The following is a 15,554-nucleotide window of genomic DNA, read 5'->3' on the forward strand; positions in this document are numbered from 1 at the left end:
AATCCCGATCGATACATCGATTGGGATTTGTTAAGATTGCTTCGCTTGCAATGACATTTCTAATAATTTTATATTTTTGGAACTCATGTTTTAAAATAATAATGAACAGAATTGACCGACTGATTTCCGTGCTTACCACCTTACAATCCAAAAAGTTTGTAACGGCTGATTATATTGCTGATAAATATGAGATCAGTATCAGAACGGTTTACAGAGATATTAAGGCACTAGGTGAAATTGGAGTTCCTATTGATTACGAACCTCAGAAAGGATATACAGTTTTGCAGGGATTTTTTCTTCCTCCAGTTCTTCTGACCTCTGATGAGGCTAATGCTCTTATCATGATCGCTAAGCTTTCAGAGCGTTATACGGATAAGACTGCACAAAAGAATGTTTCTAATGCGATAGACAAAATAAAATCGGTTCTGAGATATTCCGAAAAAGAAAAAGCAGATCTGTTACAGAAAAAGATTGGTATCTATATTTCTCCTGAAACCGATCATAGTAAAGATTATCTTACCATCATCCAGAATGCCATTGTTGATAAACAGACTTTAAAAATAAGCTATCTCAATAACTCCAGTGAAGCCAGTGAAAGAGAAATTGAACCTATTGGAATGAGTTTTTACACCAACCAATGGCATCTGATCGCCTGGTGCTGGAAAAGAAATGAATACCGAGATTTTAAGGTTTTACAAATTCAGGAGTTGAAGAATACAGGGCTACCATTCAAAAAAGAAGTACATTTTACGCTTGAGGAATATATTAATTCATTGACGTAGAGGGTTGGAAGCTGGAAGAGAGATGCTGGAAGTTTCTCTTAGACAACCTGCTTCTAATGAGCATTCCAATTACTATTTTTATTTTTCTATCCTTAAAAATTAATAAATAAACTGCAAAAACCCTTCCCGACAACCATAACTCCCCTCTCCCAGCTTCCTTCTTCCTGACTTTTAAATAAAAAAACAGACTGACATAAGGTTGACAGTGGCCCCATTTACCTTTGTCCAAAATATAATACAACATGGATAAAGTATACAAAAATTGCCAGAGCTGCGGAATGCCTCTGAAAAAATCTCCTAATGGTGGTGGAACCAATGCTGATGGTTCAATCAGTACAAAGTATTGTGATTTCTGTTATGAAAAAGGACAGTTTAAACAATCTGATATTACAGCAATGGAAATGCAGGAATTTGTAAAAAACAAAATGAAAGATATGGGATTTCCCGGTTTTCTGGCCGGTTTATTTTCAAAAGGAATCCCTAAATTAGAACGCTGGAAAAATTAAAATCAAACACCATGACCATAGAAGAGCTTTTTAAAGACAAATCCACTAAAGCAAAGGAAAAAACAGAGATCATCAGCAAATGGATCCTTGATACTTCTCTACCCACAGATGAACTGATCGCCTTTGCAGAAAAAGCAAAAGACCCAATAAAAGGAACCTGCATAGAGGCTATGGAGTATGCTACTAAGCAAAATCCTAATCTGGCAGATGAAACTGTGTTCACATTCGTTAGCAATACCCTTACCGAAAAAGCTCCCAGAATAAAATGGGAAAGTGCCAAAGTGATTGGTAATACTGCACAATTATTTCCTGAGAATCTGGAGCTGGCCATCACCAACCTAATGACCAACACTGAACACGAAGGAACTGTTGTCCGCTGGAGTGCAGCATTTGCTCTGGGAGAAATTCTGAAACTGAAAACTGCACACAATGCCACACTACTCCCGGCACTAGAAAATATCAGTGAGAAAGAGGAAAAGAACAGCATTAAGAAAATTTATCTGGATGCCATTAAGAAAACTAAGAAATAATTTTTTGAATTGATAGATATCAAAAATCCTGAAAGCTATTTTCAGGATTTTGTTTTTTAGATTTGGGCTAAAGCCCATTGATTTTTAAATCTTTTATTGTAAAGCGAGCTAAAGCCCACTCCTATTGAATTTCCAAATATAAACCCAATATCATCTTTCGCAGATTCTATAGATCCAGCAGATAAAATTTATCCATAAACATCTGCGAAATCTGTGTGATCTGCGAGAAACAAATTATTCCAGCACTACTTCCTTATCAATTCCAATCTCTTCAAGAAAAACTGCATCATGTGAGATCACCAACAATGTTCCTTTATAATCTTTAATAGAATTGGTAAGAATTTCCACATTCTGTAAATCCAGATTATTGGTGGGCTCATCAAGGATGATCATATCCGGAGCTTTATTACTAACGGAAAGTCCACACAGAAGCAGCCTCAAACGCTCCCCGCCACTTAAAACTCCACATTTTTTGTCCCATGTATCCTTGCTGAATAAAAACCGTGACAGCAGTGTCTTCACTTCCGATTCCTGTAAAGCACTATCATTGAATATTTGTACAAAATCATAAAGAGTCAGTTCATTATCAATTAATGAATATTCCTGGTCTATGTAAATGCTGTTGAATTCAGTAGGGTTAATATTTCCAACAGATGGTTGTATACTTCCCAACAAAAGCTTGATAAGGGTTGTTTTTCCTGAACCATTGTCTCCTTTAATGGAAATTCTCTCTCCACTTCTTATTTCAAGATCGAAATTATCTTTCCAAAGCTTTTTTTCTCCGTAGCTAAAGTTAATATCCTCTGCTGTCATTAAAATCTTCCCTGAATGTAATCCGGAATCATTGAAATTCACTTTCATCTGATCTGAATTCCTGACAGAAGATCGTAAATCTCTTAAATCCCCTGAAATGCCACTGATTTTTTCGGCATGTACACTTTTCAGCTTCGAGGTATTTTTTTCAGCATTATTCCGAAGGGTATTCATCATAATTCTGGCAACCCCGGATTTTTCCTGTTTCTGCTTTCCTCTGGCGTCAAGTTTCTGTTTTCGTTCTATGGTTTCGCGTTCTTTCTCTTTCGCTTTTTTTAAAGCTCGTTCTTTAGCATGAATATCATTTTGTAATGCTTCGTCTTCTACTTCTTTCTGTTCAGTATAGAAGTCATAATTTCCACCATAAGTGGCAATTCCCTGATTGCTTAGCTCAAAAATCGTATCTACAAGATTCAGTAACATCCGGTCATGGCTTACAATAACAATGGTAGCATTAATTTTTTCAATAAGGTCATACAATAGTTTTCTTCCTTCCAGGTCCAGATGGTTAGTAGGTTCATCCAAAATAATTATATCGGGTTGATTAATTTGAATTCCCGCCAGGAAAACTTTCGTTTTTTGACCGCCACTTAAACCTTCCAACTTCTGATTTAGGTCAAAATCCTGAAGATTCCAATATTGTAATGCATACTGACAACGTTCCTCAACATCCCAGTCGTCATTCAGAATTTCAAAATAGTGCTCATCTACTTCCCCACTGGTAATTTTTTCGAGGGCTAAAAGCTTTTGGTCTATATTCAAGCATTCTGCTATAGTTAAATGATTAAAATTTCCGAACATTTGGGGAACATAGAAAATTTCACCCTGCATGTTTACAGTTCCTTCCAGTGGCTGTATTTCATTCGCTATGATCTTCAGCAGGGTAGATTTTCCCATGCCGTTGCTTCCTACCAAAGCTGATTTGGAAGAAGATGGTATTGTTAAATTGATATGATTAAAAAGGAGATTTCCTCCCGGAAACCCAAAGGATATATTTTGTAGTAAAATCATGATTTCTTTCTTAATAAAGGTTAAACACCGGCAACTCATTGGCTACCGCTTCATTGAATCTGAAAGAAATTATATCCTACATGTCTGTATTTATGGGTTTTGAAGGAACAAATATAGTATAAATCCACGATTAAACACAAAAAGATTTTAATGAAAAATCAAAAATCCGTAACTTTGCCAACTACTAAAATTTTTTATGGAAAGTATTAAAGTTCACGACAAAACTTTCGTTCCTTATTTAAAGGATGCCGAAATTCAGGAAATTGTAAAAGAGACAGCATTAAGAATTTATGAAGATTACAAAGACGAAGTTCCTGTTTTCATTGGTGTTTTGAATGGGGTAATCATGTTCTTCTCAGATCTTTTAAAATATTATCCTGGGGAATGCGAAATCGCTTTTCTTCAAATGAGTTCTTATGTGGGAACTGAATCTACAGGGATTGTTTACCAAAAAATGGAACTTACAAAAGATGTAAAAGACCGTCACATTATTCTTGTAGAAGATATTGTTGATACAGGAAATACCGTTGAAAGTCTTTTCAAATACTTCCAGGAAACACAGCGTCCTAAATCTGTAAAACTGGCAAGTTTCTTACTGAAGCCTGAGATTTACAAGAAGGATTTCAAACTGGATTATATTGGAAAAGAAATTCCAAATAAATTTGTTCTAGGTTACGGATTGGATTACGATGAATTGGGAAGAAACCTACCTAATTTATATCAATTAGAAGACGGACAAATTAATCATTAAAATGCCTATAGCTATCAGCTACTGGCTTTTAGCTTTAAATATTCAATCGAAATAAAGTAAAATATTAACTAAATAAAGCTAAAAGCAAAAAAGCAGTTGCTAATTGCCGGAAGCGAAACAACATTATGATAAACATCGTTCTGTTCGGCCCTCCAGGAAGTGGAAAAGGAACACAAGCTCAGAATCTAATCGAGAAATTCAATCTAAAGCAGGTTTCAACAGGTGATCTTTTCAGATACAACATGAAAAATGACACTGAACTTGGAAAACTGGCTAAGTCTTACATCGATAAGGGAGAATTGGTTCCGGATCAGGTAACAACAGATATGCTGATTGACGAGATCAGAAAACCTACCGATACTAATGGTTTTATCTTTGATGGATATCCAAGAACTACTGCTCAGACAGAAGCATTGGAAAAAATCGTTAAAGAAGAGCTTAATGATGAGATAGACATCTGTCTTTCATTAATCGTAGAGGATAAAATTTTGGTGGAAAGACTTCTGAAAAGAGGAGAAACCAGCGGTAGATCAGACGACAGCAATGTAGAGATCATCGAAAACAGAATTAAAGAATATTATACTAAAACAGCTGAAGTAGCCGAACTTTACAAGCAACAGGGTAAATATGTTGAAGTAAACGGTGTAGGAGAAATTAACGAAATTTCCGAGAAACTTTTTGCTGAAGTAGAGAAAATTAAATAATCGAGATTCGGGATACGGGATTCGTATTTTCGTCCCGTAGCTCGCAACTCGTAACAAATACTATATGTCTAACTTTGTAGATTACGTAAAGATCCATTGTAAAAGCGGACACGGAGGTGCTGGTTCTGCCCACCTTCGCCGTGAAAAGTATATTCCTAAAGGAGGTCCCGATGGTGGTGACGGAGGTCGTGGTGGCCACGTTATCATGAGAGGAAATGCTCAGGAATGGACTTTACTTCCGCTTCGATACACCCGCCACATAAAAGCAGAGCGTGGTGAAAACGGAGCAAAAAACCAGCTTACCGGCGCTGACGGTTCTGATATTTATATTGATGTTCCTATTGGAACTATCGCTAAAAATGAAGAAGGAGAAATTATCGGTGAGATTCTTGAAGACAAACAAGAAATCATTTTGATGGAAGGAGGAAAAGGAGGAAGAGGAAACGAATTCTTCAAATCTTCTACCAATCAGACTCCAAGATATGCTCAACCAGGAATGGACGGTCAGGAAGGCTATATCGTCTTCGAGCTTAAAATTTTAGCCGATGTAGGATTGGTTGGATTTCCGAATGCCGGAAAATCTACACTTCTGGCATCTGTATCTGCGGCAAAACCTAAAATTGCCAATTATGCCTTTACCACTCTGACTCCTAACCTTGGTATCGTGGATTACAGAAATTACAAATCGTTTGTAATGGCTGATATCCCAGGAATCATTGAAGGAGCAGCGGAAGGAAAAGGATTAGGACACAGATTCCTGAGACATATTGAAAGAAACTCTATCCTGTTATTTTTAATTCCAGCAGATGCTGAGGATCACTTCCAAGAGTTTAAAATTCTGGAAAATGAATTAAAGGAATACAATCCTGAACTTTTAGATAAAGATTTCATTATTTCCGTTTCAAAATCCGATCTTTTGGATGATGAGCTGAAAAAGGAAATTTCCGCTGAATTCCCAGAGAATAAACAGCCTTTATTCTTTTCAGGAGTTACCGGAGAAGGTCTTGTAGAACTGAAGGATGCTATCTGGAAACAGTTACACGGATAGTCTCAGATTTGAGAATTTGATTTTTTAAAATATAAATAAAGAGAAACTGTTTTGTTTCTCTTTATTTTTTGGCTGCGAATAAACCCAACCAGTACTTAAATTAGGTTATTGAAGCTTAAAATCAATTTCTTAAAATTTTAACCTACCTTTGCAGGATGTAATTCTTTCAGACAGAGGGAATTTTTATTTAAATTTTAAAATAATTCATTTGAATTTTACAGACTTAAACTTAATAGAACCTATTGCTAAGGCAATCCAGGAACAAGGATATACAACTCCAACACCCATTCAGGAAAGATCTATTCCTGAAATTTTACAAGGCAGGGACTTTTTAGGCTGTGCACAAACCGGAACAGGGAAAACAGCAGCATTTGCTATTCCAATTTTACAGAATCTATCTAAAAATAAAATACCAAACAAAAATATTAAAGCCTTAATCCTTACGCCTACCCGAGAATTGGCAATTCAGATTGAGGAAAATATTCATGCATACGGTAAATATCTTCCCCTAAAGGAACTTGTTATTTTCGGTGGAGTTAAACAGGGAAACCAGGAAGCTGCTCTAAAAAAAGGAGTGGATATTTTGGTGGCTACACCGGGAAGACTTCTTGACTTTATTGCTCAAGGTATTATCAGCTTAAAAAATCTTGAAATATTCGTTCTTGATGAAGCAGATAGAATGCTTGATATGGGATTTGTACATGATGTAAAAAGAATCATCAAACTTTTACCACAAAGAAGACAGACTCTATTCTTCTCTGCAACTATGCCGGGAGAGATTCAGAAATTAGCTAATTCTATTCTGAATAACCCTGTAAAGGTAGAAGTTACCCCTGTATCTTCTACTGCAGACACTATTCAGCAATCTGTTTACTTTGTAGAAAAAGAGAACAAACTGAACCTTCTTTCTCATATCCTGCAAAACGATATTGCAGATTCTGTATTGGTATTTTCCAGAACAAAACATGGTGCCGATAAAATTGCAAGAAAGCTTCAGAAAGACAATATCTCTGCAGAAGCGATCCACGGGAACAAATCTCAAAATGCAAGACAGAATGCCCTTAATAACTTCAAATCAGGAAAAACAAGAGTTCTTGTAGCAACAGACATTGCAGCAAGAGGAATTGATATTGATGAACTGAAATTTGTTATCAATTTTGAATTATCTGATGTTTCTGAAACATATGTACACAGAATTGGAAGAACAGGTAGAGCCGGAGCAGAAGGAACTTCTATTTCTTTTGTTGACGGATTGGATCTTCTTAACCTGAGAAGCACAGAAAAACTGATCGGAAAAAAGATTCCTGTTATCAAAAATCATCCGTTCCATACAGATGATCTTGTAGTACAGAAAAGGGATTCTAACAATAAACCGGTTCCGGCAGGTGCTGAAAGATCTAAAAAACCTAATAATAATTCCAGACCTAATAATAGAAATAAAAAGAAGCCAAACCCTTCCGAAACTCCTTCTACTGGATTTAAAAAACCTAAGAATAAGAATTTCACCAGAAAGAAATAAAAAAATCCCTCTCATTTTTGAGAGGGATTCTTATTTTATAAAATATTTTCAATTATTGACAAACATCTTCCTTGCATTCTCCGTAGTAATTCTATCTATTTCAGAGAAATCTTTACCATAAATATCAACAAGTTTTCCGGCTACAAGATCAAGATATGAACTCTCATTTCTTTTTCCTCTGTGAGGAACCGGAGCCAGATAAGGTGAATCTGTTTCCAACACAATTTTATCTAAAGGAATTTCACCCAAGAACTGGTCTATTTTACCGTTTTTGAAGGTCACTACTCCACCAATCCCTAAAATAAAATTCAGATCAATTGCATGATGCGCCTGTTCCAGATTTCCAGAAAAGCAGTGGAAAATTCCTCTTAATTTCGGATGTTTTTTTCTTTCCAGGACTTCAAATGTTTCTTCAAAGCTTTCTCTGGTATGGATTACAATCGGAAGGTCTTTTTCTATAGCCCAGTCAATCTGCTGTTCAAAAGCTTTTATCTGGATATCCAACGTTGTTTTATCCCAATACAGATCTATTCCGATCTCTCCTATCGCAGGAAAATGTCTTTGATCCAGATAGTTTTTAACAATTTCCAGCTCTTTTTCCCAGGATTCTGGCTTTACATAGCAAGGATGAAGCCCCATCATTGAAAAAATTTGTCCCGGATATTCTGTTTCCAGTTGCAACATTTTCTCATGGGATTCTGAGTCAATAGCAGGAAGATAAAATTCTGTAATTCCTTTATTTAAAGCTCTCTGAATAGCTTCTTTTCTGTCTTCATCAAACTCTTCTGCGTATAAATGGGTATGTGTATCAATCATTTTATTTACAATTTTAATAGCTCTTCATAAGGATTTTCAAGCCCCAGCAGCATTCCGAAAGCCGGTTCTGTTTTAATTCCCTGTTTTTTAAGTTCTATTATTTTCTGTTTAAATTCTTCTCCTTTTGCCTGTAATATTTTATATTCAGCTATCATATGAAGATAAGCGTTCTGTTGAGTTGTAGGCTTATTCTGTCCGAAAATTTCAATGGGAAAATCTTCCAGTACAAAATTTAATGTAATACATTTTTCTCCGTTTACAATGGGATATTCCACTCCTACATCGTATGGGATAAACTTACTCAACATTAAATCATCCAAAAAATCCTCTTCAAACCTTAAATCTACCTCAAAAATAAGATCCAGATCACTTCCTTCTATATCAATTTCAATAGGAATAGTTCCTGCTAAGATTGGTGAATAATATCTGAGTTTTTCAAAAATACGGTGTTTTGTAAGAAGTTCATAAGCTCTTCTCTGTCTTTCATTTCCATGCTTCAGATAGTCAATCTTTGTGAAATCAATCATCTGAATATGGTATGTTTTACTTTTTTCCTCTGGTTTTCTATTCTCTGATCCAGTTTTTCTCTGAATTCTATAAACTTAGGATCTTTTACATCATTGGTTCTATGCTCCAACGCTCTCATAATCTTAAAGTTTTCTTTGATAAATTCTTTGGTTTCATCTGAAAAATAAGAGTCTCCAAACTTATCAAAAATATAATTAACAGCCTGAGTACTTGGATGAATCATATCTTCCTTATAGAAACGATAATCCCTCAAATCATCCATTAAAATCTCGTAAACCGGCAGATAATGACAGTCTTCAAACAGAGAAATAGACTCATGAATGGCTGTGATTAATTTGGATTTGCTCAACTGGTTCTCCACCATTCCATCTTTGGTATGCCTTACCGGAGAAACAGAAAATAAAATCTGGACTCCTTCTTTACAGATATCTTTAAATTCCAGAATGGTATTGTAAATGGAGCCTGTAAGTTCCTGATGGGACAGCAGCCTCTTTTCAAAGAATTTTTGTGGAATCTTGTGACAGTTGGTTACCAATTTTTGCTTTGGAAGAAACTCATAAATGAAAGAAGATCCGTAAGTAATAATAATCCAGTCAGCTTCCTGAAGAAAGGCATTTCCAGCTTCTATCTTACCATTGATCTTATCCAGTGTCTGATGAATATACCTTGTATCAAAGCTGGTGTGATGGTCTAATGAGATATATTCTTCATTATACGTAATAAGTTCATCTTCAATATAAAATTCCGAATCATGAAGTCTTTTTACCGCATTATTGATAGAAAAGGGATTAAAAATTGTCCCAAAAGGATTATTGAGGGTTTGAAGTTGCCCATCTTTCAGCAATTCGGTCATTTCAGAGGCAAAACAGGAACCAATTGAGAATATTCTATCTTCAATTTCTATTTTTTTCTCTGATTTCGGAATATCAACTTCTGTTCTGAACTTCATTGTATAGATTTTAGGTGACAGACAATGGGTAGCAGGCAATTCTGCTACCTACTCCCTATCATCTGCAATCTTATTTAGCTTTCTCTTCTCAATAAATAATTAGCAAGCTCAATGAATGGCTTTTTCTTCTCCTCAGGAATGTCAATTTTCTGAAGATAGCTCTGACCGATTTCGTTGTGTTTTTCAATCAGACGAAGGGCTTTCTCATCTACTTTCGTTCTTCTGAATATCTTTTCAACCCCATAGATTTTATCGATATTGTCTGTTTTTTTAGAATACCAGTAATCCAGTTCTTTTCTTTCTTCTTCTGTAGCATGTTCTCTTGCTAATAGATAAAGCACTGTTTTCTTGTTCTCATAGATATCTCCTGCGTGTTTTTTACCAAACTGAGCCTGATCTCCGAATACATCAAGATAATCATCCATAATCTGGAAGGCAATTCCGATGTGTTTTCCGAAGTTGAAAATTGCTTTTGCATCTTTAAAGTCAGCTCTTGCAATCAAGGCTCCGATTTCAAAAGAAGAAGCACTCAATACTCCGGTTTTATAGGTAATCATTCTGATGTAATCATCAAAAGTTACATTTTCCTGAGTTTCGAAATTAATATCATACTGCTGCCCTTCACATAAAAGAAGTCCTGTATGGGTAAAGATTCTGATACAAGCCTTGAAAATTTCAGGTTCAAGATCTTCAAAGAATTTATAAGCTTTAAGCATTAATCCGTCTCCTGAAAGAATCCCTACATTGATCCCGTGTAAAGTGTGGATTGTAGGTTTATTTCTTCTTAAAGGCGCCTCATCCATAATATCATCGTGGATCAGGGTGAAGTTATGGAAAAACTCGATCGCCAAAGCTGGTTTTATTGCCTGCTTCAGGTCTCCACCAAACAGATCACAAGCCATCAGCACCATAATGGGACGAAGACGTTTTCCACCATGGGAAATAATATAGTTCATCGGCTCATACAGCTCCGTAGGTTTATCTTTAAAAGTGTACTTATTGATGGCGTCCCCAACAATCTGCTGGTATCTGTCTAAAAATTCCATAAAATCTTATAATTTGAACAAAAATACGATTTTTCAGGGCTTTATAAAACAAAAAACTTTGTACAATGGACAAAGTTTTCTGCCATAAAAGAAAGTATCATACTCAACTGAAGTAATTTCTTTTATTTAATCTGATAATACCAGTTAGGTAAATATTTAATTTACTTATAAGGCTTTCCTCCACAATACCAATCATACCTGATAATAGTATCTTTTTTATGAATAGCAAGTTCCAATCTTCCCTCTCTTTTCATTATTGTATCTCCCGTTTCAACTTCGTTATAATCAAAAAGCCAATTATTATGAACCATAATTTTTGACTTTTCATTTGTTATGGGATCATAACCTGTAATTTTGATCCATGTGTTATCTATACTTGATTCTCCCACAATCAAATTATATTCATCAGGATAGTATGCCTGTTTCACATTATTGCAATCTGGTTCCCCACATGCAGATACCAACATCAACAAGCTTAAAAAAATAAATATTTTCATAATTTAATCTAATTGAGGTCAAGGACCAAAATTTCTTTTAAACCAACTTAAAAAAACAAAAAACTTTGCCCTTTTGGACAAAGTTTATATGATAATTGTGATTTTTCTCTTAGGAAAGGAAAGTTACAATAAGATAAGTGATACCAGCTACTAATGCTGAGATTGGAATGGTTAATACCCAAGCCCAAAGTAAGCTTACTGTAATACCCCATCTTACCGCTGAAATTCTTTTCGTTAATCCTACCCCGATGATAGAACCTGTAATGGTGTGTGTTGTAGATACAGGAATACCGAAGTGATCTGTGATAAATAAAGTAATTGCTCCTGCAGTTTCTGCACTTACTCCTTCTAATGAAGTTACTTTAGTGATCTTTGTTCCCATTGTTTTGATGATCTTCCAACCACCGCTCATTGTTCCTAATGCAATGGCAATAAAGGATACTAAAGGAACCCAGATATAGTGCTGTGCAAAGTAATCAAAACGTTCTGCAGAAGGAACATTCAGATACTGTACATCCTGAAGCATATTTACGTGATAGTAAATTACAGCTGCTCCAATGATCCCCATTACCTTCTGAGCATCATTCAAACCGTGACCTAAGCTGAATAAAGCTGAAGAAGCCAACTGAAGTCTTTTGAAAGACTGATCTGCTTTGTGCGGGTTCGATTTTTTATAAAGGTGAACAATAATTAATGTAATAATGATCGAGATAATCATCCCTATGATCGGCGCCATGAAAATGAACAGGAAAATAGGAATTACTTTATCAAACTTTACAACACTCTGGTGAGTAACCTGGCTCATCGCTTCCTTAGCTGTATCCCAGAATCCAAGTCCCGGTTGTGCTGCTGCCACATCATGATAATCCATCATAAAAGCATGCATTAAAGCTGCTCCCAGGAATCCACCAATCAGGGTGTGTGATGATGAGGAAGGAATTCCAAACCACCATGTTAATAGGTTCCAGGCAATGGCTGCCACCAAACCGGAAAATATAACTTCAAGCGTGATAAAATTCTCGTTAACTGTTTTGGCAATTGTATTACCAATTTTGAATTCTCCAATAATGTAAGCAGCAATAAAGAAAGCTGCGAAGTTCCAAAGAGCTGCCCAAAGTACAGCCTGGAATGGAGTTAAAACTTTTGTAGATACGATAGTTGCAATCGAGTTGGCTGCATCATGGAAACCATTGATATAATCAAAGATTAACGCCAACGCAATAATAACTACAAGTAAAATCGGAAATTCCATTTTTTGCTATGTATTGTTATCTTTTAGGCGTATTTAATCATGATGTTCTCAATTGTATTGGCAACATCTTCTGCTTTATCCGTTACGATTTCAAGATAGTTCAATACCGATGAAACTTTAATAATGTTGATGGCATCATTAGTTTCGAATAAATCTACCATTGAGTTAGAAAGCAGGTCATCTGCAATGTTCTCAATAGAGTTTACTTTAATACAAGCTTCTTTCACCTGCTCCATGTTCTTAAACCCTTTAAGATTTTTCATTGCATTCTGGATTTCAAGACATGCTTTGTGAATCAATAGAGAGAAATCTGAATAAGCTTTCATCTCAGGAGATTTATATAAGAAAATATATTTTGTAGAAGCATAGATATAATCTGCGATATCATCTAATCCTGTTGCCAATGTGTGAATATCTTCACGGTCAAAAGGAGTAATGAAGTTTTTTCCCAGTTCTACGAAGATTTCGTGAGTAAGCTCGTCATTTTTATGTTCGAAATCACTCATTTTTTTCAACATTGAATCGTCGTTAAGATCAAAATCTTTGATTCCGTGGTTGAATTCTTCAGACATTGCAACTAGGTTTTCAGTTACCTTTTCAAAAAGTACAAAGAAGATTTTATCTTTTGGTTGAAAAGCGTGGAAAATATTACCAATTCCCATTTTTTAGTATTTATAATTCGTGTGCAAATTTCTTAAAAAAGGATCGCCCATGAAACTATATAACATTAAGTTTTGTTAACATTCGCTTATCCACTGATTACCAAATAAAAAAACCGACATTATTGCCGGTTTTGTATGGTATAAAAAGAGATTAGTTAGCTACTTCAGCTCTCATATCTTTTCCTTTAAATTTCATAGACTGAATGTTACTTAAAACATTGTCTTTGAATGATTTTTCAACTTCAAAGAAAGAGAATTTCTCAAGGATCTCGATATCTCCAATTTCAGCTCTTTTCTTGGTTTTTCCACCAGCAGTAGCTTTGTTGATAATATCTAAAACATCAAGTTTCTTCAAGTGGTCTTTTTTACCAAGGTTGAAGAAGAATCTAACCATGTTTTCATCTTTTCTTCTTGGTTTTCCACCACGGTCTCTGTCTCTACGCTCTCCTCTGTCTCTATCTCTGTCGCGACCTCTATCTCTGTCTCTATCACGTCCACGATCTCTTCTTGAGTAATCATCATCTCTGCTGCTTAATTTCTGCTCAACAAGATCATGTTTGTCTTTGTAATATAAAGCAAGATCCTTCAATTGGAACTGTAACAACTGGTGTACAAGTTCTTCTTTTGTGAAGTTGCTTAGATCCGGGATTAAGCTGTCATCAAATTCAAAAAGATCTTCGTGCTCTGTGAATAGTTTTTCGAAAACACCTCCAACCTGAGCTTTGATAATCTGATCTCCTGTAGGGATAAATCTTTCGTGAATCTCAATTTTAGTAGCAGATTTGATCTGTTTCAACTTTCTGCTTTCTTCAGGCTTAATTAAAGCCATAGAAATACCGTCTTTACCAGCTCTACCTGTTCTTCCACTTCTGTGAACGAATACTTCAGGATCATCAGGTAAAGAGAAGTGGATAACGTGAGTCAGAGAGTTCACATCTAATCCTCTTGCTGCAACGTCTGTTGCTACAAGGATATCGATGTTTTTCAATCTGAATTTCTTCATTACCGTATCTCTCTGCGCCTGAGAAAGGTCTCCGTGAAGGGCATCAGCTGCATAACCGTTCTGCATTAAGAAATCTGCAACTTCCTGAGTTTCCATTCTTGTTCTACAGAAGATGATGGAATACTGATTAGGGTTTGCATCAATTAATCTTTTTAATGCTTCTTTTTTCTGACGGTATCCTACCACATAATATTCGTGCGTAATGTTCTTCTTCACTTCGTTGATAGAACCTACTGAAATACGGTGTGGCTTTGTAAGATAGTTTTTGGAAATTCTTTCCACCTCTTTATTCATCGTAGCCGAGAATAAGAAAGTCTGTTTTGTTTCCGGAGTTTCGCTTAGAATGGTTTCCAATTCGTCTTTGAATCCCATTGAAAGCATTTCATCAGCTTCATCTAATACTAACCAATGAATTGCAGAAAAATCTAATGCTTTTCTGTTGATAAGGTCAATAACCCTACCTGGAGTTCCCACAATAATCTGTGGTTTCTCTTTTAAAGATCTCATTTGCTCTACAATACTACTTCCACCATAAACCGCAGTAGTTTTGATGTTCATGTATTTAGAGTAATTCTTTATGTCTTTAGAAATCTGAAGACATAATTCCCGTGTCGGACAAAGCACCAATAATTGGATTTTGCGACTCGTATCGTCAATCATATCCAAAATCGGAAGCGAAAACGCTGCTGTTTTGCCTGTCCCTGTCTGCGCAAGTGCGATCAAGTCGCGAATATCTGAAAGAATAAAAGGGATAGTCTGTTTTTGGATTTCTGTTGGGCTTTCGTAGCCCAGTTCGCCAATTGCCTTAAGAATATCAGGACTTAAACTGGTTTCCGTAAATAAATTCATTAACTATTTTAAAATTTTTGCAAAGATACAACAAATATTTGACTTGTTTTTGAACAAAGTTTTAAATATGCAAACTTAAATTCAGAATCTTGTAATATTTTTTTGATTTTTTGAAAATTAAATCTAAAAAACATGCTTCAAATTGAAGAATTTCTAAACATTATTTTTTTTTATTAAATTGGATTAATTTTTTATCCATTATTTATGAATTTTCAAGAAAGCTATTATCATTTTACTGTACAGAAGGAATTTATTTAAAAAATTTAACTTTACCATTATTGTTTTTCA

At 35.4% G+C, this 15,554-nt stretch carries 16 protein-coding genes; 7 read left to right on the forward strand and 9 right to left on the reverse strand.

Going from position 1 to position 15,554, the window contains the following annotated elements:
• Positions 1–101: 101 nt before the first annotated feature.
• The 3 genes from BOQ64_RS22250 (at position 102) to BOQ64_RS22260 (ending at position 1,818) form a co-directional block, all read left to right on the forward strand.
• The gene (locus tag BOQ64_RS22250; RefSeq protein WP_228448526.1) at positions 102–782 is read left to right on the forward strand and encodes a helix-turn-helix transcriptional regulator; all 681 of its coding nucleotides are present in this window, start codon (positions 102–104) and stop codon (positions 780–782) included.
• 242 nt (positions 783–1,024) lie between these two features.
• Positions 1,025–1,288: a zinc ribbon domain-containing protein gene (locus tag BOQ64_RS22255; RefSeq protein WP_129059370.1), complete on the forward strand. Its 264-nt coding sequence runs from the start codon at positions 1,025–1,027 to the stop codon at positions 1,286–1,288.
• Between the two features lie 11 nt (positions 1,289–1,299).
• On the forward strand, positions 1,300–1,818 hold the full coding sequence (locus tag BOQ64_RS22260; RefSeq protein ID WP_129059371.1) for a HEAT repeat domain-containing protein: 519 nt from the start codon (positions 1,300–1,302) through the stop codon (positions 1,816–1,818).
• Between the two features lie 234 nt (positions 1,819–2,052).
• Here the strand turns inward: BOQ64_RS22260 and BOQ64_RS22265 are convergent, their stop codons facing one another.
• Positions 2,053–3,642 (reverse strand): ABC-F family ATP-binding cassette domain-containing protein, encoded by a 1,590-nt coding sequence (locus BOQ64_RS22265; protein ID WP_129059372.1) that lies wholly within the window; start codon positions 3,640–3,642, stop codon positions 2,053–2,055.
• A 196-nt stretch (positions 3,643–3,838) separates the two neighbouring features.
• Between BOQ64_RS22265 and BOQ64_RS22270 the strand changes: the two genes are divergently transcribed.
• The 4 genes from BOQ64_RS22270 to BOQ64_RS22285 all read left to right on the forward strand — a co-directional run bounded on the left by BOQ64_RS22270 (position 3,839) and on the right by BOQ64_RS22285 (position 7,664).
• A complete protein-coding gene (locus BOQ64_RS22270) occupies positions 3,839–4,393 on the forward strand; it encodes a phosphoribosyltransferase (protein ID WP_045494079.1) in 555 nt (184 codons plus the stop codon).
• Positions 4,394–4,518: 125 nt separating this feature from the next.
• Positions 4,519–5,097: an adenylate kinase gene (locus tag BOQ64_RS22275; RefSeq protein ID WP_065393543.1), complete on the forward strand. Its 579-nt coding sequence runs from the start codon at positions 4,519–4,521 to the stop codon at positions 5,095–5,097.
• A 64-nt stretch (positions 5,098–5,161) separates the two neighbouring features.
• Positions 5,162–6,145, forward strand: coding sequence for a GTPase ObgE (obgE, locus tag BOQ64_RS22280; protein WP_129059373.1), 984 nt, complete (start codon positions 5,162–5,164; stop codon positions 6,143–6,145).
• 208 nt (positions 6,146–6,353) lie between these two features.
• Positions 6,354–7,664 carry a DEAD/DEAH box helicase gene (locus BOQ64_RS22285; RefSeq protein WP_129059374.1) on the forward strand — a complete coding sequence of 437 codons (1,311 nt, stop codon included), beginning with the start codon at positions 6,354–6,356 and terminating at the stop codon, positions 7,662–7,664.
• Between the two features lie 48 nt (positions 7,665–7,712).
• Here BOQ64_RS22285 and BOQ64_RS22290 read toward each other — a convergent pair whose 3' ends face one another.
• From BOQ64_RS22290 to BOQ64_RS22325, 8 genes are all read right to left on the reverse strand, one after another.
• A complete protein-coding gene (locus BOQ64_RS22290) occupies positions 7,713–8,480 on the reverse strand; it encodes a TatD family hydrolase (protein ID WP_129059375.1) in 768 nt (255 codons plus the stop codon).
• Between the two features lie 5 nt (positions 8,481–8,485).
• Positions 8,486–9,007 (reverse strand): DUF4269 domain-containing protein, encoded by a 522-nt coding sequence (locus BOQ64_RS22295; RefSeq protein WP_129059376.1) that lies wholly within the window; start codon positions 9,005–9,007, stop codon positions 8,486–8,488.
• Positions 9,004–9,957, reverse strand: coding sequence for a GSCFA domain-containing protein (locus BOQ64_RS22300; protein ID WP_129059377.1), 954 nt, complete (start codon positions 9,955–9,957; stop codon positions 9,004–9,006). Before BOQ64_RS22300 ends, BOQ64_RS22295 begins: the two co-directional genes overlap by 4 nt.
• 74 nt (positions 9,958–10,031) lie before the next feature.
• Positions 10,032–11,003: a polyprenyl synthetase family protein gene (locus tag BOQ64_RS22305; protein ID WP_066698708.1), complete on the reverse strand. Its 972-nt coding sequence runs from the start codon at positions 11,001–11,003 to the stop codon at positions 10,032–10,034.
• A gap of 161 nt (positions 11,004–11,164) precedes the next feature.
• Positions 11,165–11,500: a hypothetical protein gene (locus BOQ64_RS22310; protein WP_129059378.1), complete on the reverse strand. Its 336-nt coding sequence runs from the start codon at positions 11,498–11,500 to the stop codon at positions 11,165–11,167.
• Positions 11,501–11,609: 109 nt separating this feature from the next.
• On the reverse strand, positions 11,610–12,752 hold the full coding sequence (locus BOQ64_RS22315; RefSeq protein WP_129059379.1) for an inorganic phosphate transporter: 1,143 nt from the start codon (positions 12,750–12,752) through the stop codon (positions 11,610–11,612).
• 23 nt (positions 12,753–12,775) lie between these two features.
• Positions 12,776–13,414, reverse strand: a complete 639-nt coding sequence (locus BOQ64_RS22320; protein WP_129059380.1) for a DUF47 domain-containing protein — start codon at positions 13,412–13,414, stop codon at positions 12,776–12,778.
• Positions 13,415–13,565: 151 nt separating this feature from the next.
• Positions 13,566–15,266, reverse strand: a complete 1,701-nt coding sequence (locus BOQ64_RS22325) for a DEAD/DEAH box helicase (protein WP_129059381.1) — start codon at positions 15,264–15,266, stop codon at positions 13,566–13,568.
• Positions 15,267–15,554: the final 288 nt, after the last annotated feature.

This window comes from Chryseobacterium sp. CH25 (assembly GCF_004119455.1).
In the GTDB taxonomy this organism is placed as follows: Bacteria; Bacteroidota; Bacteroidia; order Flavobacteriales; family Weeksellaceae; genus Chryseobacterium.

Coding starts and splice junctions, on each gene's coding strand:
- BOQ64_RS22250 (WP_228448526.1), top strand. CDS start 102: ATGAACAGAATTGACCGACTGATTTCCGTGCTTACCACCTTACAATCC.
- BOQ64_RS22255 (WP_129059370.1), top strand. CDS start 1,025: ATGGATAAAGTATACAAAAATTGCCAGAGCTGCGGAATGCCTCTGAAA.
- BOQ64_RS22260 (WP_129059371.1), top strand. CDS start 1,300: ATGACCATAGAAGAGCTTTTTAAAGACAAATCCACTAAAGCAAAGGAA.
- BOQ64_RS22265 (WP_129059372.1), bottom strand. CDS start 3,642: ATGATTTTACTACAAAATATATCCTTTGGGTTTCCGGGAGGAAATCTC.
- BOQ64_RS22270 (WP_045494079.1), top strand. CDS start 3,839: ATGGAAAGTATTAAAGTTCACGACAAAACTTTCGTTCCTTATTTAAAG.
- BOQ64_RS22275 (WP_065393543.1), top strand. CDS start 4,519: ATGATAAACATCGTTCTGTTCGGCCCTCCAGGAAGTGGAAAAGGAACA.
- obgE (WP_129059373.1), top strand. CDS start 5,162: ATGTCTAACTTTGTAGATTACGTAAAGATCCATTGTAAAAGCGGACAC.
- BOQ64_RS22290 (WP_129059375.1), bottom strand. CDS start 8,480: ATGATTGATACACATACCCATTTATACGCAGAAGAGTTTGATGAAGAC.
- BOQ64_RS22295 (WP_129059376.1), bottom strand. CDS start 9,007: ATGATTGATTTCACAAAGATTGACTATCTGAAGCATGGAAATGAAAGA.
- BOQ64_RS22300 (WP_129059377.1), bottom strand. CDS start 9,957: ATGAAGTTCAGAACAGAAGTTGATATTCCGAAATCAGAGAAAAAAATA.
- BOQ64_RS22305 (WP_066698708.1), bottom strand. CDS start 11,003: ATGGAATTTTTAGACAGATACCAGCAGATTGTTGGGGACGCCATCAAT.
- BOQ64_RS22310 (WP_129059378.1), bottom strand. CDS start 11,500: ATGAAAATATTTATTTTTTTAAGCTTGTTGATGTTGGTATCTGCATGT.
- BOQ64_RS22315 (WP_129059379.1), bottom strand. CDS start 12,752: ATGGAATTTCCGATTTTACTTGTAGTTATTATTGCGTTGGCGTTAATC.
- BOQ64_RS22320 (WP_129059380.1), bottom strand. CDS start 13,414: ATGGGAATTGGTAATATTTTCCACGCTTTTCAACCAAAAGATAAAATC.
- BOQ64_RS22325 (WP_129059381.1), bottom strand. CDS start 15,266: ATGAATTTATTTACGGAAACCAGTTTAAGTCCTGATATTCTTAAGGCA.